The sequence below is a fragment of the Neisseria weixii genome (assembly GCF_042658245.1).
GTDB lineage: Bacteria > Pseudomonadota > Gammaproteobacteria > Burkholderiales > Neisseriaceae > Neisseria > Neisseria weixii.
The window spans coordinates 123,882-149,791 of the sequence record NZ_JBHSPY010000002.1 but is presented as its reverse complement, the minus strand read 5'-3'; the positions used below and the strand labels follow the sequence as shown (position 1 = coordinate 149,791).

Genomic DNA, 25,910 nt, shown 5'->3' with positions numbered 1-25,910 from the left:
TAATAGGCATAAAACGGCGTGTAAGTCATACGATAATCACAAAGCAGCTCCACCAATTCGCCTGATTGTAGCTCTTTTTGTACTTGTGGTAAGCCGACAAAACCAACCCCTAAATGATTTTTAACCCCGTTTCACAGCGTGTACCACATCAACGGTCAGCATACGGTGAACCTGATTGATGAAAATAATGCCACCGCCATTAACTATTGCTTGGTTAAACTGGTTGAAAGCAAAGACGGTAAAGAGCTGTTGCAGGAACACAGCGTCCGCTATGCCGACACTTATATTAAACAAAACGGTAAATGGCTGATTGCCAAACGGATTGCCGATTTTATGATTAGTGAAAACCGAGTGGTTGGCTAAATCGTGATAAACACCGTGTAAAAGCGGTGTTTTTGTTTTTTCAAGAACAATGGAAAAGATTTACACTCAATGCCATTGTATTTTCGCAGAACGCGCTTTGCCTGATTCCAAAAGTTCTCAATATCGTTAATGAGATTTTGACAGTCTGTAAAATGTGTACTGTGGTTGATGCAATGATGAGTAAACTCACTCACATCCGGCACATCACAGCTTTTGCAACAGTCGGTATATGCAATGCTATCAGGCATAACTTTTTGTTTAGTAACAGGAAGTAAAGTATCCTGCTTGGTGCTTTCAACTACAATGGTATAACCTAACCATGTCGTTTCAGTATGCCAAATACAGCCACTTTACCTACTGCACCGCGACCATGCTTACCTTGCGTTGTCCGCCAAAACGACCCTCGTCCAACTCAACAGGGGCACCAAAAACTTCGTCTGCTTGAAGTGCTAAATGGCAGGCGGTGCGCTTTTTTACATAGTTTACAGTTTTTATCTTCATTTTTGCCGGGTAACACAACTCCTAATCCAATACACAGTCCCCATCCTTTTATTGGGTTTCTAACCAAATCCACAAACCGAATCAAAAGGCCGTCTGAAACCTAATAATTTTCAGACGGCCATTCTTCGATTGTCAAAATCAGAACGAATATTCCGCTTTCAGCCAATAAGTCCGCGGCATGCCCAATACGGCAAAACTGCGGTCATACTGGCCGCGCTGCACCTGCCAATAGGCTTTGTTGAACAGATTTTCGACTGCCGTGCTTACGGTCAAATCGTTTTTGCCCAGCTTGGTTTTATAGCCTGCACCGATGTCAGCCAAGGTGTAAGACGGGAAAGCGTATTGTTTCTTCGTGTCTTGATAAGATTTGCCGAAATACTGCACATTTCCCGACAGCGTCAAGCCCTTCACATAAGGTGTATCCCATTCCACGCCCGCTTTGGCAATCACGCTCGGATTGGCAACTTGTACGCCGCTTACTAGATTGTCTTTGTAATTCGGATAATCCTTCACTTGCGATTTCAAATACATCAAACCGAAGCTCGGTCGTAGAGTTTGATTCATCAGATTGGCGTAAACATTAAATTCGATACCGCGATTACGCTCGATACCCTGCTCATCACCGGCAGCCGCACCACTGGCGGCAAAATCGGTTCTGCGGACAGTGGTGCCGCGCCAATAGCCCGGACGGCGGATTTGGAAGGCGTTCAAGGTGGTGACAAAATCACCCCAGTTTTTACGCACACCGATTTCAAATTGGCGGCTGACGCGCGGTTTGGCCATGGTGGTGTCGCCGGTGGTATCGTCCACGCTCAAGCTGGCCGGTTCCAAATCTTCCATATAGTTACCGTAAACAGCCAAATCCGGTTTCGGCACCCACGCGGCCATCAGCATAGGGCTGAAGCGGCCGGCATTGGCTTTGGTTTGATTAAGATTGTTTTTTTGCTCGACTTGCTGGAAGCGTCCTCCCAAAGTAAAGCGGTAGCGGTTGTCAGCAAAGCCCATAGTATCCGACAACGCTAAGCTGTTGACTTGGATTCGGGTATCTAAATTCGGCGTCCTTTCAATGGCGGTCGGATAGTCGGCGGCAAATGAAGCCAGTTGCGCGGCAATGTCGCCGGTACCGTCAATCGTAGCTTTGCTGTTGCCTGCTTTGGTGCCGCGATAGGTTTGGCGGCGGCGGTCGATGCGGTCTAAGGCTGCGCTCCAAGTGTGATCCACCGAGCCGGTTTCAAATTGGCCACGGGCGGTGAGATTCATACTGGTGGTTTGAAAACGCTGATCGGTCAAGCGTGCGGTGCTGGTGTTGTATTGGCTGCTGTCGGTGGTGCTGGCCGTTGGAGAAACCAGTGTACCGTAATAACGCGCTTTGTTGTAACCGATACCGCCGGTGATTTGCACCGGAGCATCAAGGTCATATTCAAACGTCAGCATATTGGTTTGGCCGACGGTATTCTGCCGGTTCCAGGCCGGCAACAGATTGGTTCTGCCGTCGGGTGCATCAAACAGTCGGCCGTTGGCATTTTGAATGTCTTGAATACGTGCGCGACCGCCTTGTGCTTTGCGTTTGGAATACACGGAATCAAATGCTACGCGCAATTTCTCGCCCCGGTAATCGGTATTTAAGGCAAATTCTTTGTTGTCTTCGCTGTAACCGTCACGCGGGGTATCGCCGTGGCGCAGTTTACCGTTGACACGCACGCCGAACTGTTTGTCGCTGCCGAAACGCTGGCCCAAATCAAAAGCACCTTGCGCACGGCTGCCGCTAAACCAGCCCAAACCGATGGTACGGTTGCCTTCATCGGCGGCTTTTTTAGTTTCGATGTTTAGCGAGCCGGAAACCGCGCCCTCCGGATCCATGCCGTTGACGGCTGTCGATGCGCCTTTGATCAGCTGCACAGAAGCCACCTGCACGCTGGACGTACCCTGTGTGCCGTACATACCGGCCAAACCGTTGACGCTGAATTGGCGCGAATCAAGCTGATAACCGCGGAAATAAAGGCCGGTGAGCGTATTGGTTTCTCCGCCGAACTGCCAAGTCGATGCATCTTTTTTCGCCACCACATCCACTAAGGTGCGCGCTTCGGTGTTTCGGATTACTTTCTCATCATAACTCACCACCGTCACCGGTGCGGTAAAGGCATTGGCTTTGCCCAACACGCCGAGATTGACGCGGTCTTTCAAATCACCGTCGCTGGCGATGGAATAGGATCTGGCGGCGCGCACGCGTTTATTGTCGCCCTTCACTTCCACTTGTTGCAATTCAGTTTGATTGGCGGTTACCGTATCGCTGCTTTCATCGGCAGCATACGCAAATGCGCCCGCAATCAAGAGCGGCATTAAGGCTGATTTATTGTTCATGTAGGTTCTTCTCTGAAATAAATGTGTTTAATGTGTTTTAAGCGTAAAAAATCTAAAAATGATTTTAAAAACATATTATATTTGATAATATTCTGCCTCGCTATAGGTTGAAATAAAAATTGTTCTTATCATTAGTTTAAAACAATAAATACAACACTTAGTGCAATAATTTACCAAATGATTGAATAATGCCGTCTGAAAATGTTTTCAGAAGGCCTAATAACATTATTAAAAAGAACCTCCATGCAAAAATGGCAAACCGAACTCTACGGCACCCCGCTGTGGCTGCTGCAAACGCTGGCAGGTGTCGCAGCGGCGCTCATCATTATCTTATTTTTCGCTTCCAAAACCCGTTTCGGCCAAGAATCCAAATATATTCTCAAGCTTTGTTTAACACGCAAAAGCAGCGTCAAAATCATCGTCGCTATTGTGATGATGGTGGTGCTGTTGCTTACCGAAGTCCGGTTGAATGTACTCAGCACCTTTATGTCCAACGGCTTATACAGTTCCATGCAGGACATGAAAATACAGGCATTCTGGCAATTTGCCGCCATGAATGCGGGCGTGGTATTGCTGCGCACGTTTAACGGTGTGGTTAACGATTTTCTCGATCAAAGTTTAGCCATTAAATGGTCGGAAAAACTCAATCATGTACTGACCACGCGCTGGCTGGAAAACAAAAACTACTACCGTCTGCAGATGCGCCGCCATTCGCCCGACAACATCGATCAACGTATCCAGCAAGATGCGCAGGATTTTATCACCTCCACCATCGAATTCGTGCGCGGTATGCTTAATTCCGTGGTGTCGTCGCTCGAATTTGCTTTTGTATTGTGGGGCTTGGCGGGCATTCTCACCGTATTCGGCTACGATATTCCGCGCGGCATCGTATGGTTTGTCTTTATCTTCGTGATTTTAGCCACCTTTATTGCCATGTGGATTGGTAATCCTTTGATCCGTTACAACTATGAAAACGAAAAGCTCAACGGCGACTACCGCTATTCGCTGATCCGTGTGCGCGATCACGCCGAGAGCGTGGCGTTTTACGATGGCGAATGGCGCGAGCAAGCCCAATTAAGCAGCCGCTTTGCCGCCATTATCCGCAACCGTTGGCGCATCGCGCGTCAAAGCGTGGCTTTGAGCGGCTTCAACGATATGTTCAGCAACGGCATTCAGCTGTTCCCAATTATCCTGCAAGCCCCGCGCCTGTTTGCCGGACAAATCAAAATCGGTGACGTACAGCAAACCGTACAAGCCTTCGCCCGCCTGCAACGCGCCCTATCGTTTTTTCGCATGTTTTACGAAGAATTCACCGCCTACCGCGCCCGCTTGGAACGTTTATACGGCTTCTTACTCAGCACCCATGAGCAACACAGCGCCCCCAAACCTGAAATCAAACACATTTCAGACGGCCTCAAGCTCTCCAACGTTGCGCTCTACCGCAATAACGGCGAAATCTTGTTGGATAACATCAATATCGATGTCAAACCCGGTGATGCCCTATTGATTAAAGGCCCCAGCGGCTGCGGCAAAACCTCCCTGCTCCGTTCGCTGGCCGGACTGTGGCCGTTCGGCAGCAGCGGCCACATTGTGCAACCCGAACGCAGTCAAATTTTATTCGTGCCGCAACGCCCCTACACCCCGCAAGGCACTTTGCGCGAAGCCATCTGCTACCCTGACATCGACCCGCAGCATCCTGATTTAGCCGCTTCCATGAGCCTTTGCCGCCTCGACCATTTAATCGACCAACTCGACAAAACCGATGACTGGCAACACAAACTTTCCCCCGGCGAACTCCAGCGTGTTGCCTTCTGCCGCACCCTGCTCTCACGCGCCAAAGTAGTTTTGCTCGACGAAGCCACGTCCGCACTTGACGAGCCGACCGAATCGCAGCTCTACCGCGGCATTCGCGAAAAAATGCCCGAAAGCATCATCATCAGCATCGGCCACCGCAGCAGCTTGAATGAATTTCACAATATCCACTATGATGTCGGCGCGGTGAAATGCGGCTGAAGCACGGCAAAGGCCGTCTGAAAGATAACGTAGATTTCCGCAAAGCCTTTCAGACGGCCTTTTATCCGCCCAACCCGATAAATGACCTTTTACATATGAAAGCAGAATGAAAAATAATAAAATAATGTCATTAATCCCATGCAAAGGAAGACATTCATGAATATTACCAAAACCCTCCCTACCCTTGCCCTGATTTCCTTATTAACCGCCTGCGGCGGTGGTGGTGGAGGTACGAATCATCAGCCCAGTGCCGACAGTACGCCCACCAAACAAAACACGGCTAATTCCGACGCGGCAGATGCCAGCGACGGTCAAACAAACGCCTCTTCAAAAAATATCTATATCGCACCGAAAATAACAGAGCCTGCCGGTCCCAATTATAATTGGAGCACAACGACAATCAACAGCCATGTCTTTAGTAATACAGAAGCGAATGATTTCAGCAAAATCTTTCCTTTAGGTTACAGCGAATCAAAATACTCCGAAGAAGAGACACGTCCCAAACCTTCTTCCAATAATCCATACCGCAGCAGCAGAGAGGAAGGCTAGGTCAAAGCTTACTACCTACCTCATTCCATTATCCTTGGCAGCACGCTGATCAAACTATTCCGCGACGATAAAGAAGTAGAAATCAAAACGCTGCATCCCACTTATACTAATTTTAATCCTGCCGCCATCGGTGAATTCACCAAACCCGAAATCGTCAATAAAATGAGCGGCAGCTTTCAATACAAAGGCGTTGCCCTCAGCAGCAACGGTCAAGGCGTGTTCAATTACCATGTGGATTTTGCTCAAAAAACCGGTAGTGGAGAAATCACAGGCCTGAAAGAACACGGTCATATTACTCTGCACAAAGCGGTCATTACAGATAAGTTGGATTCCACGCTGTTTCAAGGCATTACTTCCAAGCCGATGGCTGGTATTGAAGGTAAGGCCACTGGCAGTAATTTGGACAGTAACCCCGTTTATCGTTTGGGCTTTTTCGGCCCCAAAGCCGAAGAAATTGCCGGACATATCGAAGTGCGTAATCAAGATCCGATACATAAACATACTTATACCACCCATCCGATAGGCTTTTCAGGCTTACGCCAATAAAAATGAAAACCTAAAACCCAAAGGCCGTCTGAAACCCAGTTTTCAGACGGCCTTTCTGCTAAAATAACGCACAAACACATCACGCGAGAACGCCATGCCCGAAATCAAATGCCCTCATTGCCACACCGCTTTTACCGTAGATGAAGCCGGTTATGCCGATATTGCCAACCAAGTGCGCACGCTGGAATTTCAGCAGGAATTAAACGAACGCTTGGCGCAAAGCCGCCGCCAGTTCGACACCGAAATCAAGCTGGCGGAAAACACGCTGGAAACGGCTTATCAGCAGAAGCTTGCTGCCAAAGATCGCGAATTAGCCGAATTGGCGGCGCATTTGAAAAGCCATGAAAAAGACAGCCTGCTGGCCGTGGCCGAAGCGGAAGGCCGTCTGAAAGCGCAATTGGCCGAGCGTGATCAGCAAATTGCCGCGCTGCGTTTGCAGGCGAAATCATTGGAAGAATCGAAAAACATTGAAAAAGAACTCGAAATTCACCGTGCCGTTGCGGTGAAAGAACGTGAATTGGGCGAACTCAATGCGCGTTTTTTATTGCAGGCCAAAGAGCGCGAATTGGAAAAACAAGCCTTGCGTGAGCAATATCAAGCCGAATTGAAACAAAAAGACGAAGCGATTGCGTTTTATAAAGATTTCAAAGCGCGCCAGTCCACCAAGATGGTCGGCGAAAGCCTTGAGCAGCATTGCGAAACCGAATTCAACCGTATCCGAACCACCGCCTTCCCGCAAGCCGTGTTCGGCAAGGATAACGATGTGGCCGGCGGCAGCAAAGGCGACTATATCTACCGTGAATGCGATTCAGACGGCAATGAAATCATCTCGATTATGTTTGAGATGAAAAACGAAAACGAAACCACCGCCACCAAAAAGAAAAACGAATATTTTTTCAAAGAGTTGGATAAAGACCGCCGCGAGAAAAAATGCGAATATGCCGTGTTGGTGTCGCTGTTGGAAGCGGATAACGAGCTTTACAACGGCGGCATTGTCGATGTGTCTTACGCTTATCCGAAAATGTATGTCGTGCGGCCGCAATTTTTCATTCCGCTGATTTCGCTGTTGCGAAATGCCGCGCTGAATACCTTGCAATACAAACAGGAAGTCGCCCAAATGCGTGCGCAAAATATCGATATCACGAATTTTGAGGAAGATTTAAATACCTTCAAAACCGCATTTGCCCGCAATTACGAATTGGCCAGCCGAAAATTTCAGACGGCCATTGAAGAAATCGACAAAACCATCATCCACTTGCAAAAAACCAAAGAAGCGCTGCTTTCTTCCGAAAACAACTTGCGCTTGGCCAATAATAAGGCAGAAGAATTGAGTGTGAAGAAACTCACACGTAAAAATCCGACCATGAAAGCGGCGTTTGAGGCGTTGGCTAACGACGCTACAAAATAAAATAAAGGCTGAGACCTTTGCAAAACTTTATGAACCATCAATAAAAACCAAAACAGCCGTCATTCCCGCGCAGGCGGGAATCCATCTTAAAATTTCAGAAACTTATTTTATTCAATAGCTTGCCATGCTCAAAAATGGATTCCCGCCTGCGCGGGAATGACGTCGGTTCTTTGTGCTTGTCGTTTTTCAAGGAATTTTGAAAGTCTCAGGCCGTCTGAAAACCATTTAATTCACTGAAAGTTTGCTATGCAGATTTATTTAGTCGGCGGTGCCGTCCGCGATTATTTATTGGGTTTAGAAGTCAAAGACCGCGACTGGGTGGTGGTCGGTGCCGATGCGCCTACCATGTTGGCACAAGGTTTTCAGCCGGTGGGCAAAGATTTTCCGGTGTTTTTACATCCCGACAGTCACGAAGAATACGCCCTCGCCCGCACCGAGCGAAAAACGGCCAAAGGCTATGCCGGTTTTGCATTTCATGCCGATAGAGACGTGACATTGGAACAAGATTTAATGCGCCGCGATTTAACCATCAATGCCATGGCGCAAGATTCAGACGGCCTGATTATCGATCCGTTCGGCGGGCAGCAGGACCTTTCAGACGGCATTTTGCGCCATGTTTCTCCTGCTTTTGCCGAAGATCCGGTCAGGATTTTGCGCATTGCCCGTTTTGCCGCGCGCTATGGCTTTTCAGTAGCCGATGAAACCCTGCTGCTGATGCGGCAAATGGTGGCCGATGGCGAAGCGGATGCGCTGGTGGCGGAACGGGTTTGGCAGGAATTGGCCAAAGGCCTGATGGAACGAAATCCGGCGGAAATGATTGAAGTCTTACGCGAATGCGGCGGTTTGGCGGTGTTGCTGCCTGAAGTAGAAGCCTTGTTCGGCATGCCGCAGCGGGCGGATTATCACCCCGAAATCGATAGCGGCATCCATACGCTGATGGTTTTGCAAAAAGCAGCCGATATGGGTTTGAGCTTGCCCGAGCGCTATGCGGCGCTGCTGCACGATTTGGGCAAAGCCAAAACGCCGTCTGAAATCCTGCCCAAGCATCACGGCCATGATTTGGCCGGCGTGAGCTTGGTGCGTGAAGTGAACGGGCGTTTGCGTGCGCCGCGTGCGTGTGGGGGATTGGCCGAACTGGTTTGCCGCTGGCACATTATTTTTCATCAAGTAGCGCAACTCAAACCGGCTACCGTGTTGAATACGCTAAAAAAAACCGATGCATTCAGACGACCTGAACGCTTTCAGACGGCCTTGAACGTATGCGTAGCCGATCAACGTGGCCGTCTGAATTTTGAAGATGCCGAATATCCGCAACGTGAACATTGGTTGAACTTATTACAGGCAGCCAATGAGATCGACGCCGGTGAAATTGCCGCCCAATGCGCTCAAAACCAGCAGCAACATTTGATTGCCCAGCGCATAGACGAAGCGCGTTTGGCAAAGATTAAGCCGATACAGGAAGCCTTTAAAGCAAAATACAATTGAAGCGACAAACAATATAAGGCCGAGACCTTTGCCCCCTGAAAAGCTATTGCCAAAGAACCGACGTCATTTCCGCGCAGGCGGGATCTATTTTTAAACATGGCAAACTATTGAATAAAATAAGTTTCTGAAATTTTGAGATGGATTCCCGCCTGCGCGGGAATGACGGCTGTTTGGATTTTTATTGGTGGTTCATGAGGTTTTGCAAAGGTTTCAGGCCGTCTGAAAGCATATTCTTTCAGACGGCCTCTTTATATCCATCCATTACTGCTTTTTCAAGCCCTTGGCTTTCACGGTAGCAATCGCGCCGTCAATGCCTTTCTGTTGGATTAGTTCGTTGAATTGATTACGGTAAATCGTTACCAAGCTGGCACCGTCTACACGGATATTGTAGATTTTGTATACCGAACCGACTTGGTAAAGCTGATAAGCCACTTCGTATTTGGTGCCGTTTTTGGTTTGGACTTCAGAGAAAACATCATGTCGATTACCGTTGGAAGTCATTTTCGGCAACAATTTCACCTTGGCATCCGCTGCCCCTATCAAGGCCGAATGTGAATACATGTTGATAATCATGTCTTTAAACGCACTGATGAATTCGCTTTTTTGTTTGGCGGTAAAATTGCGCCACGGAGCGCCCACAGCCAAAGCGGAAATGCGCTCGTAATCCAAATAGCGGTTGGCGTAGCTTTCGATTTGCTTCACTTTTTGCGCTTCGCTTGCCGAGCTTTTGGCGATCTTCAACACAGTATCCATATTTTGCTGCATTTGCGTTTGCGCAGGATGCGTCGCAGCGGCAGCATAAGGAGCCACAATCGCCATCGGCGCGGCCAACATCAAAGCAGATAAATAACGGGTCATGTTTTTTCCTTTATCAAAGGTGTGGGAAAGTTTGGCTATTGTAATCACTTTGATATTAGGAAATTTTAATAAAATGTAAAAAACCATTCAGGCCGTCTGCAAACAAGTTAGCGGCCGATAAATAAATTATCATTATATCAATCATTTTTAAATTAATTTGAGCAAGCTACTTTACAAATTTTGTGTATTTACTATAATGACGCTTTCCACCGCCCAGGTGGCGAAATTGGTAGACGCAGGGGACTCAAAATCCCCCGCCGCAAGGTGTGTCGGTTCGAGTCCGACCCTGGGCACCAAATTTTAAAAAGACCGCTTAATGCGGTCTTTTTTGTTTTTGTATCGCAGTTTCAGACGGCCTGACAAATCATTTTGCCCTGTTTGGGCCGAGAAATTTGCTAAAATTGCAAATATTGTCGGTTATCCCCTTTTATTCTGATTACAAAAAGGGTACATTTACTACATTGTAAACAATCTTCAATTTGACGGAACACACATCATGGATCGCTTCCCTAAATCATCAAAACTGGATCATGTCTGCTACGATATCCGCGGGCCGGTACACAAAGAAGCCCTGCGCTTGGAAGAAGAAGGCCACAAAATTCTGAAGCTGAATATCGGTAATCCTGCGCCTTTCGGCTTTGAAGCGCCGGATGAGATTCTGGTCGACGTTATCCGCAACCTGCCCACTTCACAAGGCTATTGCGATTCTAAGGGTTTGTATTCCGCGCGTAAGGCCATCGTGCATTACTATCAGACCAAGGGCTTGCGTGACATTACCGTGAATGATGTGTTTATCGGCAACGGCGTATCCGAGCTGATTACCATGTCTATGCAGGCATTGCTCAATGACGGCGATGAAATCCTGATTCCGGCACCGGATTATCCTTTATGGACGGCTGCCGCCACACTGGCCGGTGGCAATGTGCGCCATTATCTGTGCGACGAAGAGAAAGATTGGTTTCCGGATTTAGCCGATATGGAAGCCAAAATCTCACCGAAGACCAAAGCGATTGTGGTGATTAACCCGAATAACCCGACCGGCGCGGTATACAGCAAAGAAATCCTGCTGGAAATCGCCGAATTGGCACGCAAACACGGCCTGATTATTTTTGCCGATGAGATTTACGATAAGATTTTGTACGATGGTGCCGTACATCACCATATCGCCGCCCTCGCTCCTGACTTGCTGACCGTCACCTTTAACGGCTTGTCAAAAGCCTATCGCGTAGCCGGTTTCCGCCAGGGCTGGATGGTGCTCAATGGCCCGAAACAACATGCCCAAGGCTATATCGAAGGCTTGGAAATGCTCGCCTCTATGCGCTTGTGTGCTACCACACCCATGCAACACGCGATTCAGACGGCCTTAGGCGGCTATCAGAGTATCAATGAATTTATTTTGCCGGGCGGCCGTTTGCTCGAGCAACGCAATAAAGCTTACGAGCTGGTGAACCAAATTCCCGGCATTACCTGCGTGAAGCCGATGGGCGCGATGTATATGTTCCCGAAAATCGACACGGAAATGTACAACATCCATGACGACATGAAATTCGTTTACGATTTGTTGGTACAGGAAAAAGTCTTGTTCGTGCAAGGTTCGGGCTTCAACTGGATTAAGCCCGACCACTTCCGCATCGTCACCCTGCCTTATGTGCATCAAATCGAAGAAGCGATGGCGAAATTGGAGCGTTTCTTGAAAAATTACCGCCAATAGTCAAATACAAAAAAGGCCGTCTGTTTTCAGACGGCCTTTTCTCTTGGTGCCTATTATTTATTCAATTGCGCATTCAGCATATTTTCACGCGACAGAATACGATCCAAATCCGCAGCTTCCATCAAGCCCAAATCCAAAATCACATCGCGCACACTCTGGCCGGTGGCCGCACACATTTTGCCGATGTAATCACCGTTTTCATGGCCGATGTACGGGTTCAGGAAGGTAATCAGACCGATCGAATTGAACACATAGCTTTCGCATACTTCACGGTTGGCTGTAATGCCTTTCACGCATTTTTCCGCCAAGCCCGCGCAAGCGTTGTTGAGCAATGAAATCGATTCCAGCATACATTGGGCAATCACTGGTTCCATCACGTTCAATTGCAGTTGGCCTGCTTCGGAAGCAAAGGTAACGGTAGTATCGTTACCCAATACTTTAAAGCAGACTTGACTCACCATTTCGGGAATTACCGGATTCACTTTGGCCGGTGTAATCGAAGAGCCTGCCTGCATTTCCGGCAAATTAATTTCACCCAAACCGGCGCGCGGGCCGGACGACAGCAAGCGCAAGTCATTACAGATTTTCGATACTTTCACCGCCGTGCGTTTCACCGCGCTGTGTACCATCACATACGCGCCGCAGTCGGAAGTGGCTTCAATCAGGTTTTCGGTCAGCTTGACATCCAAGCCGCTGATGGCTGCCAATTTTTTCACTGCCAAATCGGCATAGCCTTCCGGCGTGTTCACGCCCGTACCGATGGCGGTTGCGCCTAAGTTCACTTCCAACAACAATTGGCGCGTGCGCTCTAAATTGATGATTTCTTCGTCCAACAATACTTGGAACGATTTAAATTCCTGCCCCAGCGTCATCGGCACCGCATCTTGCAATTGTGTGCGCGCCAATTTCAATACGTCTTTAAATTCATCTGCTTTTTGTGCAAACGAATCTTTCAACACAGCCAGGTTTTTCAAGAAATCACCGATGCTGTGATACACCGCCAAGCGGAAAGCAGTCGGATAAACGTCGTTGGTCGATTGGCTGGCATTCACATCATCAATCGGGTTCACGACTTCATAGTTGCCCTTCTCTTGCCCCAATTGCTCCAAAGCCAAGTTAGCAATCACTTCGCAGATATTCATGTTCACCGAAGTACCCGCGCCACCCTGAAACACATCGGTCGGAAACTGATCCATACAGCGGCCGTTTACCAAAATCTCATCGCAAGCTTTATCAATTGCAGCCGCTACGTCTACTGACAACGTCCCCAATTCGCCATTGGCCTGCGCCGCCGCTTTTTTCACCTGCACCAAGCTGCGCACAAAATGAGGCATATCTGCGACTTTTTGCAAAGAAATCTGGAAGTTTTCCAAAGCGCGCAAGGTGTGGATGCCCCAGTACACATCGTTCGGAATCTCACGTTCGCCCAATAAATCATATTCAACACGATAAGCCATACTCTAAAACCCTCTTTGAGAAAATATTAATATCGCCGGCACACGGCTACACAGGGAATAAGATAATCTTGTTAGCCTGATTTGTCCATATATTTAAGGCATAATTATGCAGTGATTTTGGGATAGAAGGCCGTCTGAAACCCTTTACAGACGGCCTTTGTGCTCATTAAACCAATTTTTTGTTCGCCCAAGCCTCAACACTTGCCAAGGCTTGCGGCAGCTTATCGGCTTCGGTGCCGCCGGCTTGTGCCAAATCAGGGCGGCCGCCGCCTTTACCACCGATTTGTTCGGCCACGAATTTGACCAAATCGCCGGCTTTGACTTTGGCGGTTAACGGTTTGGATACACCGGCGCACAAGGAAACTTTGCCGTCGTTTACCGCAGCCAGCAGAATCACGGCTTTATCGGATTTGCCGCTCAGGTCGGTCACAATTTCGCGCAAAGCGGCGGCATCGGCTTCGATTTGGGCGACAACCAGTTTGGCTGCGCCTAAGTCTTTGGCGTTATCCAGCAGCTTGGCACCTGCGTGTACGGCCAATTCGGCTTTGGCTTTGGCCAAGTCTTTTTCCAAGGCTTTGGTTTGAGCAGCGTTGGCTTGGATTTTGGACAATACGTCGCGCTCGGTTTGGGCTTTCACTTCGCCGATGATGTCGCGCACCAAACGCTCTTGGTTTTGAGCCCATTTCAAAGCGTTCAGGCCGGTGATCGCTTCGACGCGGCGCACGCCTGCAGCGATGCCGCCTTCGCTGATGATTTTAAGCAGGCCGATGTCGCCGGTGCGGGCAACGTGGGTACCGCCGCACAACTCGGTAGAGAAATCGCCCATTTGCAACACGCGTACTTCGTCGCCGTATTTTTCGCCAAACAGCATCATCGCGCCGGTTTTTTGCGCGTCTTCCATGCTCATAATATTGGCATCAACCGCCACGTTGGCCAAAATAGCTTGGTTGACGCGGCGTTCGACTTCGGCGATTTCTTCCGCGCTGATGGCTTGCGGATGGGAAATGTCGAAACGGGTTGAATCGGCAGTCACCAACGAGCCTTTTTGCTCGACATGTTCGCCCAATACATCACGCAAGGCTTTGTGCATCAAATGGGTGGCACTGTGGTTGCGCATATTGGCATCGCGCACATCGTTATCCACTTTTGCTGTCACCGCATCGCCTACTTTCAGACGGCCTGACGTTACCACGCCGAATTGTCCGGATACCGCGGCTTTGATTTTTTGCGTATCGCGCACTTCAAAGCGGTTGTCTCCGGCAAAGATAAAGCCGACATCACCCACTTGGCCGCCTGATTCAGCGTAGAACGGAGTGAAATCAATCACGACCGCACCGCTCTCGCCTTCAGCAAGTTCGTTCACGGCTTCGCTGTCTTTGTACAAAGCCAATACGGTGGCTTGGGTGCGGCGTTCGGTGTAGCCTTGGAACTCGGTATCTTGACCTTCGTAAGCCAATTGGGTATTGGCTTTGAAGCTTTGTGCGGCGCGGGCGCGGGCGCGTTGGGCTTCCATTTCGCGCTCGAAGCCTTCTTCGTCCAATTCGATGCCCAATTCGCGCGCCATGTCGGCGGTTAAGTCGTATGGGAAGCCGTAGGTATCGTAGAGTTTGAAGATGTGCTCGCCGCCAATCACCATTTTGCTGTTGGCAATGTTGTCTTTAACGTAAGTTTCCAACGCTGCGGCAAACGGTTTGCCTTCTTCGGAAACATTACCTTGTCCGATCACTTCTTTCAGGCCGATGGTTCGGCTTTCGTTCAGACGGCCTTCAGTTTGGGTTTGAATAACGATTTGTTTGTCGCCACCTTTGTTGCGGGCAGCGGCGGTAAATTCGATGCCGTCTGAAGTACGCAAGGTCAATGGTTTGCCTTGGCCTTCAAGCGGCAACAGGCTTTCTAATTTCAAAAAGCGCATGCCGTTTAATACGTTATTAAACAAGCCCATGCCTTTTTCCAAGGTTTCGCCGAAACGCGCTTCTTCACCGCGCAAGGCTTCCATGATTTGGGTTTGCTTTTCTTTCAATTCAGGATAGGCAGCGCCCATCGTTTTCACCAAATCCGGCACCAGTTTGTGGAAAAACGGTTGTTTCTGACCCAATTTGTAACCGTGGCGTACCGCGCGGCGGATAATGCGGCGCAAGACATAACCGCGGCCTTCGTTGCCCGGCATCACGCCATCGGCAATCAGTAACGAGCAAGAGCGGATATGGTCGGCAATCACTTTCAGGCTTGGTTCGTCCATGCTGAACGGTGCGCCGGTTTCGCGGGAAACGGCTTTGATCAAGTCTTGGAACAAATCGATTTCGTAGTTGCTGTGTACACCCTGCATCACGGCAGCCATACGCTCCAAGCCCATGCCGGTGTCGACGCTTGGTTTTGGCAGCGGATTCATATTGCCTTGTTCGTCGCGGTTGAACTGCATGAAAACGTTGTTCCAGATTTCAATCCAGCGGTCGCCGTCTTCTTCAGGACTGCCCGGAATGCCGCCCCAGATTTCTTCGCCGTGGTCGTAGAAAATCTCCGAACAAGGGCCGCAAGGGCCGGTGTCACCCATTTGCCAGAAGTTGTCAGACGCGTAACGCGCGCCTTTGTTGTCGCCGATGCGCACAATGCGGTCGGCAGGCAGGCCGATTTCGTTGAGCCAGATGTTGTAGGCTTCATCGTCTTCCGCGTAGACAGTAGCCAATAATTTTTCTTTCGGCAGGTTCAGCCATTCTTTGCCGGTCAAAAAGCCCCAAGCAAAATGAATCGCTTCGCGTTTGAAATAATCGCCGAATGAGAAATTGCCCATCATTTCAAAGAAAGTGTGGTGACGCGCAGTGTAGCCGACATTTTCCAAGTCGTTGTGTTTGCCGCCGGCGCGTACGCATTTTTGCGCGGTGGCGGCGCGGTTGTATGGGCGCTTGTCGAAGCCCAAGAAGACATCTTTAAATTGGTTCATACCTGCGTTGGTAAACAGCAGGGTCGGGTCGTCATGCGGTACGAGTGAAGACGAACGCACGATTTGGTGTTGGTGTTGTTCGAAATATTGCAGGAATTTTTGGCGTAATTCAGAAGTTTTCATAATATTTTCTGTAACAGGTTTAAACGGTTTCAGACGGCCTGTTGAACTTTTCAAAGGCCGTCTGAATGTAATTTTCAGATTCCGCCTATCTTACCGCAAATCCTTGTTTCAAGCTATCTATCGGCCTGATTATCGGGCGCAAACGCACGCATTTGCAGCGGAGTGTTTCAAAAATAAATGTTAACATCGATAATTTTTCGCCGAATCAAGATTTTATCGCTTATAATCGCTGGCTTTTACACCCGAGAACGACATTAAGGAACACACGATGCGCAAACATTTGTCTTTAATCGGCTTGGCCGTGTTGACTCTCGCCGCCTGTAGCGGTAATCCCGAAACGAAACAAAGCGCCGGCCAACCTACTGGCAATAACGGCGGCGCATTGAAAATCTATAATTGGTCGGACTATGTCGATCCGAAAACCGTGGCTGAATTTGAACGCAAAAATAACATCAAAGTCAGCTATGATGTTTACGACAGCGACGAAACCTTGGAAAGCAAAGTGTTAACCGGCAAATCCGGCTATGATTTGGTCGGCCCGTCTAATGCGTTTATCGGCCGTCAAATTCAGGCCGGTGCGTATCAAAAAATCGACAAAGCGCTGATTCCTAATTATAAAAATCTCAATCCGCAATTAATGGCCTTAATGGAAAATGTTGACCCCGGCAATGAATACGCCGTGCCGTTTTTCTGGGGCACCAACACCTTTGCCATCAATACTGAGCGCGTGAAAAAAGCCTTGGGCGATATGCCCATGCCGCAAAACGAATGGGATTTGGTATTCAATCCGAAATACACTGCCAAGTTGAAGCAATGCGGTATCAGCTATCTCGACAGTGCGGCGGAAATGTATCCGATGGTATTGAATTATCTCGGTAAAAATCCGAACAGCAGCCAAACTGAAGACATTCAGGCGGCTACTGATTTACTCAAGCAAAACCGTCGCAACATCAAGCGCTTCACGTCATCCGGTTTCATCGATGATTTGGCGCGCGGCGACACCTGCGTGACCATCGGTTTCGGCGGTGATTTGAACATTGCCAAGCGCCGCGCCGAAGAAGCCGGCGGCAAAGAAAAAATCCGTGTGATGATGCCGAAAGAAGGTGTAGGGATTTGGGTGGATTCGTTTGCTATTCCGAAAGATGCCCAAAATGTGGCCAATGCGCATCAATACATCAATCATTTCTTAGAGCCGGAAACCGCAGCGCAAAATGGTAATTTTGTCACTTACGCGCCATCAAGCATGCCGGCAAGAGCGTTGATGAACGCAGAATATCGTGACGACAATACGATTTTCCCGAGCGATGAAGATTTGAAGAATAGTTTCATTATGGTGCCGATTGAGCCGAATGCGTTGAAGTTTATGGTGCAGCAATGGCAGGGTTTGAAGGCAGGGAAATAAGGCTTAGATAGTCAAGAAACAGGCCGTCTGAAACCTTTGCAAAACTCCTTCAAAAGTTAGCATACCCCAAACCGCCGTCATTCCCGCGTAGGCGGGAATCCATTTTTGAGCATGGCAAACTATTGAAAAAATAGGTTTCTTAGATGTTGTGATGGATTCCTGCCTGCGCGGGAATGACGGCTGTTTTGGTTTTTATTGGTAGGTCATGAAGTTTTACAAAAGTCTCAGGCCGTCTGAAAGCAATCACCCAATGTGATTTCTGCTTTCAGACGGCCTGTTTTATTCAGAAGTTATTTCTTCTGAAACGCGCGCTTGACGATAATCATCCAGTCTTTTTTGTCCAACACCGGCCGTTCGTTAAACACATCGTATTTAATGCCGTCGAGTTTTTGTAAAATCAACTGGCCGCCGATAATGATCATGCGCAACTCAAAACCGATGCGGCCTTTGAGCGTTTTACCCAAAGGCGAGCCGCCTTTGAGCATGCTGAACGCACGTTCGCATTCGTGTGCCATCAACCGTTGGAAGGCGAAATCGGCTTTACCTTCGGCTATTTGCTGCTCGGTAACGTTGAAGCGTGCCAAATCGTCTTGCGGAATATACACGCGCCCTTTTTCCCAATCGACGGCGACATCCTGCCAAAAGTTAATCAGTTGTAAAGCGGTGCAGATGCCGTCGCTGCGGGCGATGCTGACAGGGTCGTGTTCGCCGTAGAGATGCAGCAGAATGCGCCCTACAGGATTGGCGGAGCGGCGGCAGTAATCAACCAATTCGCCGAAAGTTTGATAGCGTTTTTTCACTACATCTTGTTTAAAGGCAGAAAGCAAATCGTAAAACGGCTCAAGCGGCATGCTGAAAGGTGCAATTGCTTCATTGTTGAGCCGCTGCATGAGCTTAGTTTGCGGCGTTTCGCCCTTTCGGATGCGGTCTAACTCGTGTTCCAATCCGGTCAAATCCTGCAAACGGCTTTCATTGCTTGCTTCGCCTTCATCGGCAATATCATCGGCGGTTCGGGCAAAGGCATACACCGCATGAATGGGCTGGCGCAGGCGGCGCGGCAAAACGATGGAGCCGACAGGGAAGTTTTCGTAGTGGTTGACAGGCATAATGTGTTCTTTGGATAGCATTTTTTCAGACGGCCTGTTTAAATAACAGGTCGAGACCTTGACAAAACTCCGGATTTGAGTACGGTTCGAAGTGAGAGCAGCTTCGGGCAGCACATAACAAAAAAATGTGCCAAAGTTGAAGATTTTGCTATGGTCACAGGCCATCTGAACGGTGATTCAAGCTTAATCAAAACCCGTTTTCCATCATGATTTGGCCGGGTTCGCGGTTGCGGTGCATGGTGTAGCCCAAGTCCATCAAGGCCTGGAAGGTGTCTTTCACCATCGCCGGATTGCCGCAGACCATAAAGCGCGTGTCGGCTTTATTAAACGTGAAACCGATGTGTTTTTCCAAAATGCCTTCCCGCAGCAAAGCCGGAATGCGTTGGTTGGATAAGGCGTTTTCGGTGGTTTCGCGTGTGGTTACGGGCACGAATACCAATTTGTGGAAATGCTCTTCAATCAGCGGATGGTTTTTCAAATCGGCTAAGCGTTGGTTGAAAATCAATTCATCGGCATACGATACGGAATGCACCAATACCAAGCGCTCGAATCGCTGCCGGATTTCCGGCTGCTCGATGATGGATAAAAACGGTGCAATGCCCGAGCCGGTGGAGAGCATGACCAAATCTTTGCCGTCTGGGAAACGTTCGGGCAACAGGAAACCGGTGGCGGTTTTGTCCAGCAGGATTTCATCGCCTGCCTGCATTTTTGCCAATTTAGCCGACATCGGACCGTCTTCGATCAATACGGCAAAATATTCCAAGGTGTCGGCATATTCGGCCGATACCACAGAATAGGCGCGCCAGATATAACCTTCTCCGTCGCGGAAACCCAAGCGTGAGAATTGGCCGGCGGAAAAGCGGTAGGCTTCGGGGCGAGTGATGGCGAATGTCATCAGTTTGGGCGTGCGGTGTTTCACCCATAACACTTTTTCTTCGGTGAACTTGGCTTCAGGTGCGGCGGCCATAAGGTTTCCTTTGGTCAAAAATATTTCAGACGGCCTTGATTATACGCTAAGGCCGTCTGAAAAATAACGGTAAAGTTTTTATGGAAATAGATTATGCCGTATGAAAGATGAAGACGCTTGCAAAATCCCATCTTGGGCACATTTCTTCGTTATGTGCTGCTCGTTTGCAAAGGTTATAGCTTTTCAGACGGCATGAATATTTACAAAGTCGTGTCCAAGGCTTTGGAAATATCCTGCCAAATGTCGTCAACGTCTTCAATACCGATGGAAAAGCGCAGTAAACCGACTTTAATGCCCATTGCCATTTTTACATCGTGCGGCACACCGCTGTGTGATTGTGAATAGCAATGGTTGACCAAGCTTTCTACACCGCCCAAGCTGGATGCCATTTTGACCAAATCCATGTTTTGGATCACGCTGTTGGCTGCTTGCTTGGCGTCGTTTTTCAAATAAACCGTTACCACGCCGCCGCTGCCTTTAGGCATTTGCGCATTGGCCAATTCATAATGCTCATGTGACGGCAGCCCTGGATAAAACACTTTTTCCACCGCCGGATGATTTTCCATACGCTTGGCGATTTCCAAAGCGTTTTCGCAATGGGCTTTCATGCGTAAGGCCAAGGTTTTGATGCCGCGCAACACCAGCCAGCAGTCAAACGGGCCTGCCACTGCGCCGCTGTTGACCATCATGGCATGCAAAGGCTTGGCCAATTCTTTGGTTTTCACCACCACCACACCCATCAGCACATCGGAATGGCCGCATAAATATTTGGTGGCGGAATGAAACACAATATCGCAGCCCATATCCAAAGGACGTTGCAGGTATGGTGTGGCAAAGGTATTGTCGATGCCGACCAGCGCCCCGGCTGCTTTGGCTTTGGCGGCTAAGGCCGGAATATCCACCAGACGCAATAGAGGATTCGACGGTGTTTCGAGCCACACCATTCTGACGTTGGCGTGTTTGGCCAGCAGCGCATCGAGATTATCAGGATGGCTCAAATCGGCAAACACCACATTTACGCCCCAAGGCGCATATACCTCATTCAACAAATCATACGCACCGCCGTAAATATCGGCTACGGCGATGATGGTATCGCCCGGCTTCAAAAAAGTGCGCCACACGGCATCAATACCGGCCATGCCGCTGGAAAACGCAAAACCGGCGGCGGCGTGTTCCAAATCGGCGACCGTGTCTTCCAAAATCTTGCGCGTTGGATTGCTCAGGCGTGAGTAGCGGTAAGGGGTTTGCTCGCCGATTTCGTGGGTGGCAAACATACTGTTTTGGTAAATCGGCGGCATCAGCGCGCGCTGGTGTTCGTCGCAATCGTAGCTGGAATGAATTGCTTTGGTGGCGAATTTCATGACACAAACCTTGTTTCGATATGAATGGCATTCATTCTATCACTATCTGAAAAATAGAAACAATTAATACCGCCCTGCCCGCTAAGTGATATAATCTCGCATTTATAAAACCGGTCATCAAGCCGGCCTTTTTTAGACGGCCTTGAATTACCGTTTGCCGCCCACACTTATCAGGCCTAGGCTTATTTCTAAGGAAAAAACACGCATGAACGCCATTGCAGACGTGCAATCCACCCGCGATTTACGCAACCTGCCGATTAACCAAGTCGGTATTAAAGACTTACGTTTCCCGATTACCTTGCGTACCGCCGAGGGCGAACAGGCCACCGTTGCCCGCCTGACGATGACGGTTTATCTGCCTGCCGACCAAAAAGGCACGCACATGTCGCGCTTTGTCGCTTTGATGGAGCAGCAAACCGAAGCCTTGGGCTTTGAGCGTTTGCAGCAGCTCACGCGCGAAATGGTTGGATTACTGGATTCGCATTCGGGCAAAATCAGCATGGGCTTTCCTTTTTTCCGCAAGAAAACTGCGCCGGTATCGGGCATTCAGTCGCTGCTTGATTATGATGTTACCCTCACCGGCGAAATCAAAAACGGTGTTTACAGCCACAGCCTGAAAGTCATAGTGCCGGTGACTTCGCTTTGTCCGTGTTCCAAAGAGATTTCGCAATACGGCGCACACAACCAACGCTCGCATGTTACCGTATCGCTGGTAGCCAATGCCGATGTGGCGATTGAAGAAGTCATCGACTGCGTGGAATCGCAGGCCAGCTGCCAACTCTACGGGCTGCTCAAACGCCCTGACGAAAAATTCGTGACCGAGCAAGCGTATGAAAATCCGAAATTCGTGGAAGACATGGTGCGCGATGTGGCTACTTCCCTAATTGCCGATGCACGCGTGGAAAGCTTTGTAGTGGAAAGTGAAAACTTCGAATCGATTCACAACCATTCGGCTTATGCGGTGATTGCTTATCCTTAAATGTAATGCTCCTTTTATCAAAGGCAGAGGCTTTTACAAAACCCCGGATTTGAGTACGGTTCGAAGTTATAGTCGAACAAAAAGCGCAGACATATCATGAAGACAGGCAAGCTTTCGCGCAGTGCATAACGAAGAAATGCGCCAAAGATGAAGATTTTGCAAACGTTTCAGGCCGTCTGAAATCAATATGTTCAGACGGCCGTATTTGTATGGATATTCAATCAGACAGGCCGTCTGAAACTGCTTTAATGCAAGTAAACCTGTTTCCTGTTTTTCAGACGGCCTCAAATCACTTATAATGCTGAAAACAATATATTAAATTCTTGTTTAACCAGCGCGAATCTACTCCACACCGACAGGTTGTCGATATGAACAAACTCTTTTATTTTGTCTTGGCCTTCCACGCCTTGTTCAACACGGCCTTTGCCGGGCCGGTTGATGCGTCGAAGCTGTTGCCGCCCGAACAAGCATTCCGCCCGCAAGTGAACGTGACCGGGCAAGGGATTAATGTGCAATTTCAGATTGCCGAAGGTTATTACCTTTACCAATCCAAAATCATCGCTGACACCGTTCCTGTCGGTGTGTTGGGCGATACGCCGCAACTTAGCCCCGGCGAAGAAAAAGAAGACGAATTTTTCGGCAGGCAAATCGTGTATCGCTACGCGGCACAAGTGAATTGGCCTTACAAACAAGCGTTCGGCCAATATAGATTAACCTTGAGCTATCAGGGTTGTGCTGAAGTCGGCGTGTGCTATCCGCCGGTGGATACGGCTTTTGACATCAACGGCAACGGCCTGTATGAACCGCAAGGCGGCGGTGCGCCGGTGTCGGCAAAAGAACGATTCACCCGACCTGCCACGTCTTCAGACGGCCTGAAATCTGCGCCTGCCAAGAGCGACAGCCGCTTCAAACTGTCTTGGGATACCTTGAACGCCAATCTGTTGGCGTTTTTTCTCGCAGGTTTGGGCTTGAGCTTTACCGCCTGTATGTATCCGTTGCTGCCGATTGTGTCGAGCATTGTCGTCGGCGATAAAAATGCCGGCAAAGGCCGCGCGTTTGCCTTATCGATGGTGTATGTGCAGGGTTTGGCGCTCACTTACACGCTGGTCGGCGTGTTTGCCGGCCTGACCGGTGCGCTGTTGACCGTCTGGCTGCAACAGCCTTGGGTAGTGCTGACCGCCTCTGCCATTATGGTGATTCTGGCTTTGTCGATGTTCGGTTTCTTCAATATCCAATTGCCAAGCTCGGTGCAATCCTATTTCCAAAATCAAAGCAACAAACTCTCCGGCGGCCGCATGGCTTCGGTATTTGTAATGGGCATGCTTTCTGCACTGATTGTCGGCCCCTGTGTGGCGCCGCCGCTGGCCTTTGCTTTGGGTTATATCGGCCAGACCGGCGATGCGGTATTGGGCGGTTTGGCCTTATATGCGTTGGCTTTGGGTACAGGTGTGCCGCTGATTATCATCGGCACTTTCGGCGGCCACATCATGCCGCGTGCCGGTGATTGGATGAACGGCATCAAATCCGCGTTCGGTTTTATCCTGCTGGCAGTGGCGGTGTATTTGGCTACGCCTTACCTGCCTTACGCATTGGTGGCGTCGCTTTATACTTTATTGCTGTTGGTACCGGCGGTGTGGTTGCTGGTGCGCGCCGGCAAGCAAACAGGCCGTCTGAAAAGTGTGGCGATGGTATTGGGATTTTTACTGCTGATTAGCGGCTCATGGTTCGGCTGGCAAAGCTATCAGCGCCAAACCACCGCCCTGCACCATTTCTTAACCTTAACGCCGCCGTCTGAAGCCGGCCAAGGCAGCGATCACGGCATCATGTTCACTGATGTGGCCGAGCTCAAAGCCGCGATGGATGCCGCTTTGAAAGCCGACCCGTCTAAACCGGTGTTGCTTGATTTTTATGCCGACTGGTGTGTTTCCTGTAAAGGAATGGCGGCCTACACGCTCAACCAGCCGCAAGTGCATGAAGCGGTGGATATGCAGCGCTTCTTCCAAATCGATGTCACCGCCAATACCGCCGAGCACCAAGCTTTGCTGAAAGAATACGGCTTATTCGGCCCGCCGGGTGTGTTCGTCATTCGTGCCGACGGTACGCGCAGCGAAGCCTTATTGGGCTTTGTGAAACCGGATGCGTTTATCGAATGGTATCGGCAAAACGAAAAATAATGTGATTCATATACAAAGGCCGTCTGAAAAGCATTTTTTCAGACGGCCTTTTTTTGTTTGGTCAATAATTGGTAATCAACACTTCCTGCGTTTCTCCACTTTTATGCTTCGCCTGATAATTGGCGTTTTGGTAATGGAAATTCAGATAGTTGATGTGAAACGAATGCGCGATACCAATCCAATAATTGCTGATGCGTTTCGCCTTTGTGTTTCATCACATTCGATAAGGCAAAACGAATCTGATGCTCGTTGCAGGTTTGGAGAAATTGCAACAAATCCCGCTCGTCTTGCGCCGTCCAGCCACCCTTTTCATTATAGGCCGCCATACCCAGCAAATAAGGCGGATCGAGATAAAGAAAGGCGTTTTGCCGTTGTAAATGCTCAATGTCTAAATCACGGAAATTCTGGCAGGCAAAACGGATATGGCGCGTGCGCAGCCTTTGCATAAACAGGCGCAGCTTGTTGCGCAGGCTGACATTAAAATCGCGCTTGCCTACCGGCAGATTGAATTCGCCTTTTTGATTGAAACGGATCTGGTTGTTGAAGCCGTAAAAAATCAGCAGCAGAAACAATAAATTGTCTTTCGATTGGTTATAATCCTGCCGCAATCGGGCAAACGGCTGTTTATTGAATTTGCCCAAACCATTGTTGCTGTTGCATTCGTAAAAATCATAATCGTGGCGGAAGGTATCGCTCAAACCGTAACAGGCAATTTTCTGTTCCAATTGCGCAACCAAACCGGCATAGCTTTGGCTTTGAATAAATTTCAACAAATCAATCAGTTGCTCGTTTTTATCAAGGCAAATGATTTCAGCCGCTGCTTTTTGCGTGCAGTAACCGCTTTTCAGATGGCTTCTGTCCATTTTACGTGCCACGCCGTGCACTTCGGGCTTGGCATTGACGGCAACATTCTCCAAAAAATGATACGCATCGCCGTATTGGCGCGAATTATACGGCGGATCAATATATACGATGTCGCTGCGAATGCTTTTCACCAGCTCGTTGGCATCCTGCTGAAAAATTTGATTGCCCTGATTGTGCGCTTCCTGCGTCTGCGGCAAACGCAACACCAGCGGCTTGGCCAAATCGCCACTGCGGCGGAAAGCATCGTAATGGCCGACGGTATTGGCGATGCGGTCGATGGCATACAATAATGATGTAATCAACACCGCCCGTTCACGCGCATTGATTTTGCCTTGGGCGAACAAGGCATCGATGTCGTCACGAATGATACCGACCTTCAGCATATTCTGGCGGCTCAAAAAGATACCGGCAAAATGGCGCAAATAGTAGTTTTCAGACGGCATATCGGTTAATTGATTGTAGCCGTCAATCCATTCTTTGATGTGCGGCCAATTGACCGGTTCAGCAGCAAAGAACGTTTGATAAGCCAAAAAATTACCGGATAAGGTATCGTTGATTTGAATACGGAAACGGTCGTTGAAATGATGCGCCACCACACCCGTGCCGCCGAATAAATCGGTAAAGGTATGGCAATCGCGGCAATGCGTGCGAATCACGTTCTCAATAAAAGCCAGCAGCTTGAATTTGCTGCCCGAATAGCGGTTGTGAATTCTGAAACATATATTTCCAAATAAGGCATCTTGT

General features: G+C 49.1%; 18 protein-coding genes, 1 tRNA gene and 1 pseudogene. 11 read left to right on the top strand and 9 right to left on the bottom strand.

All coding sequences use genetic code 11. The features are described 5' to 3' along the window. Positions 1 to 138: 138 nt before the first annotated feature. On the top strand, positions 139 to 363 hold the full coding sequence (locus ACFPVS_RS02495; protein ID WP_198345359.1) for a nuclear transport factor 2 family protein: 225 nt from the start codon (positions 139 to 141) through the stop codon (positions 361 to 363). Here the strand turns inward: ACFPVS_RS02495 and ACFPVS_RS02490 are convergent. Together ACFPVS_RS02490 and ACFPVS_RS02485 are read right to left on the bottom strand one after the other, a co-directional pair. Then, positions 360 to 843 (bottom strand): annotated as a pseudogene (locus ACFPVS_RS02490) (IS1595 family transposase); the annotation flags it as partial. The gene ACFPVS_RS02495 and the pseudogene ACFPVS_RS02490 overlap by 4 nt on opposite strands. Positions 844 to 1,002: 159 nt before the next feature. Further along, positions 1,003 to 3,225, bottom strand: coding sequence for a TonB-dependent receptor (locus tag ACFPVS_RS02485; RefSeq protein ID WP_096295215.1), 2,223 nt, complete (start codon positions 3,223 to 3,225; stop codon positions 1,003 to 1,005). 243 nt (positions 3,226 to 3,468) lie between these two features. Between ACFPVS_RS02485 and ACFPVS_RS02480 the strand changes: the two genes are divergently transcribed. The 5 genes from ACFPVS_RS02480 (at position 3,469) to ACFPVS_RS02460 (ending at position 9,226) form a co-directional block, all read left to right on the top strand. Then, on the top strand, positions 3,469 to 5,238 hold the full coding sequence (locus ACFPVS_RS02480) for an ABC transporter ATP-binding protein/permease (protein WP_378595328.1): 1,770 nt from the start codon (positions 3,469 to 3,471) through the stop codon (positions 5,236 to 5,238). Positions 5,239 to 5,394: 156 nt separating this feature from the next. After that, a complete protein-coding gene (locus ACFPVS_RS02475; RefSeq protein ID WP_096295216.1) occupies positions 5,395 to 5,787 on the top strand; it encodes a hypothetical protein in 393 nt (130 codons plus the stop codon). A 162-nt stretch (positions 5,788 to 5,949) separates the two neighbouring features. Continuing rightward, the gene (locus tag ACFPVS_RS02470; RefSeq protein WP_096295217.1) at positions 5,950 to 6,333 is read left to right on the top strand and encodes a factor H binding protein domain-containing protein; all 384 of its coding nucleotides are present in this window, start codon (positions 5,950 to 5,952) and stop codon (positions 6,331 to 6,333) included. Between the two features lie 94 nt (positions 6,334 to 6,427). Beyond that, on the top strand, positions 6,428 to 7,741 hold the full coding sequence (locus ACFPVS_RS02465; protein WP_096295218.1) for a DUF2130 domain-containing protein: 1,314 nt from the start codon (positions 6,428 to 6,430) through the stop codon (positions 7,739 to 7,741). A 246-nt stretch (positions 7,742 to 7,987) separates the two neighbouring features. Continuing rightward, the gene (locus tag ACFPVS_RS02460; RefSeq protein ID WP_096295219.1) at positions 7,988 to 9,226 is read left to right on the top strand and encodes a multifunctional CCA addition/repair protein; all 1,239 of its coding nucleotides are present in this window, start codon (positions 7,988 to 7,990) and stop codon (positions 9,224 to 9,226) included. Between the two features lie 261 nt (positions 9,227 to 9,487). On the opposite strand, the gene ACFPVS_RS02455 is transcribed toward ACFPVS_RS02460, so the two are convergent. Continuing rightward, positions 9,488 to 10,084, bottom strand: coding sequence for an MlaC/ttg2D family ABC transporter substrate-binding protein (locus tag ACFPVS_RS02455; protein ID WP_096296110.1), 597 nt, complete (start codon positions 10,082 to 10,084; stop codon positions 9,488 to 9,490). 211 nt (positions 10,085 to 10,295) lie between these two features. Between ACFPVS_RS02455 and ACFPVS_RS02450 the strand changes: the two genes are divergently transcribed. Together ACFPVS_RS02450 and ACFPVS_RS02445 are read left to right on the top strand one after the other, a co-directional pair. Beyond that, a tRNA-Leu gene (locus tag ACFPVS_RS02450) sits at positions 10,296 to 10,380 on the top strand. 200 nt (positions 10,381 to 10,580) lie between these two features. Further along, positions 10,581 to 11,795, top strand: a complete 1,215-nt coding sequence (locus ACFPVS_RS02445; protein ID WP_096295220.1) for a pyridoxal phosphate-dependent aminotransferase — start codon at positions 10,581 to 10,583, stop codon at positions 11,793 to 11,795. A gap of 53 nt (positions 11,796 to 11,848) precedes the next feature. Here the strand turns inward: ACFPVS_RS02445 and aspA are convergent, their stop codons facing one another. Further along, the gene (aspA, locus tag ACFPVS_RS02440) at positions 11,849 to 13,252 is read right to left on the bottom strand and encodes an aspartate ammonia-lyase (RefSeq protein ID WP_096295221.1); all 1,404 of its coding nucleotides are present in this window, start codon (positions 13,250 to 13,252) and stop codon (positions 11,849 to 11,851) included. A gap of 166 nt (positions 13,253 to 13,418) precedes the next feature. Continuing rightward, positions 13,419 to 16,313: an alanine--tRNA ligase gene (alaS, locus tag ACFPVS_RS02435; protein ID WP_096295222.1), complete on the bottom strand. Its 2,895-nt coding sequence runs from the start codon at positions 16,311 to 16,313 to the stop codon at positions 13,419 to 13,421. Between the two features lie 268 nt (positions 16,314 to 16,581). Between alaS and ACFPVS_RS02430 the strand changes: the two genes are divergently transcribed. Next, complete coding sequence (locus tag ACFPVS_RS02430; RefSeq protein WP_096295223.1) at positions 16,582 to 17,715, top strand: polyamine ABC transporter substrate-binding protein; 1,134 nt, start codon at positions 16,582 to 16,584, stop codon at positions 17,713 to 17,715. Positions 17,716 to 18,005: 290 nt separating this feature from the next. Here the strand turns inward: ACFPVS_RS02430 and hpnC are convergent, their stop codons facing one another. From hpnC to ACFPVS_RS02415, 3 genes are all read right to left on the bottom strand, one after another. After that, positions 18,006 to 18,821 carry a squalene synthase HpnC gene (gene hpnC, locus ACFPVS_RS02425; protein ID WP_096295224.1) on the bottom strand — a complete coding sequence of 272 codons (816 nt, stop codon included), beginning with the start codon at positions 18,819 to 18,821 and terminating at the stop codon, positions 18,006 to 18,008. 187 nt (positions 18,822 to 19,008) lie between these two features. Beyond that, positions 19,009 to 19,788: a ferredoxin--NADP reductase gene (locus ACFPVS_RS02420; protein ID WP_096295225.1), complete on the bottom strand. Its 780-nt coding sequence runs from the start codon at positions 19,786 to 19,788 to the stop codon at positions 19,009 to 19,011. A gap of 200 nt (positions 19,789 to 19,988) precedes the next feature. Next, complete coding sequence (locus tag ACFPVS_RS02415) at positions 19,989 to 21,149, bottom strand: trans-sulfuration enzyme family protein (protein ID WP_378595322.1); 1,161 nt, start codon at positions 21,147 to 21,149, stop codon at positions 19,989 to 19,991. A 205-nt stretch (positions 21,150 to 21,354) separates the two neighbouring features. Here ACFPVS_RS02415 and folE2 point away from each other — a divergent pair, with 205 nt between their 5' ends. Continuing rightward, complete coding sequence (folE2, locus tag ACFPVS_RS02410) at positions 21,355 to 22,128, top strand: GTP cyclohydrolase FolE2 (RefSeq protein ID WP_096295226.1); 774 nt, start codon at positions 21,355 to 21,357, stop codon at positions 22,126 to 22,128. 368 nt (positions 22,129 to 22,496) lie between these two features. Then, positions 22,497 to 24,302: a protein-disulfide reductase DsbD gene (dsbD, locus tag ACFPVS_RS02405; RefSeq protein ID WP_096295228.1), complete on the top strand. Its 1,806-nt coding sequence runs from the start codon at positions 22,497 to 22,499 to the stop codon at positions 24,300 to 24,302. 101 nt (positions 24,303 to 24,403) lie between these two features. Here dsbD and ACFPVS_RS02400 read toward each other — a convergent pair whose 3' ends face one another. Continuing rightward, positions 24,404 to 25,876 (bottom strand): DNA adenine methylase, encoded by a 1,473-nt coding sequence (locus ACFPVS_RS02400; protein WP_269768641.1) that lies wholly within the window; start codon positions 25,874 to 25,876, stop codon positions 24,404 to 24,406. Between the last annotated feature and the right edge of the window lie 34 nt (positions 25,877 to 25,910).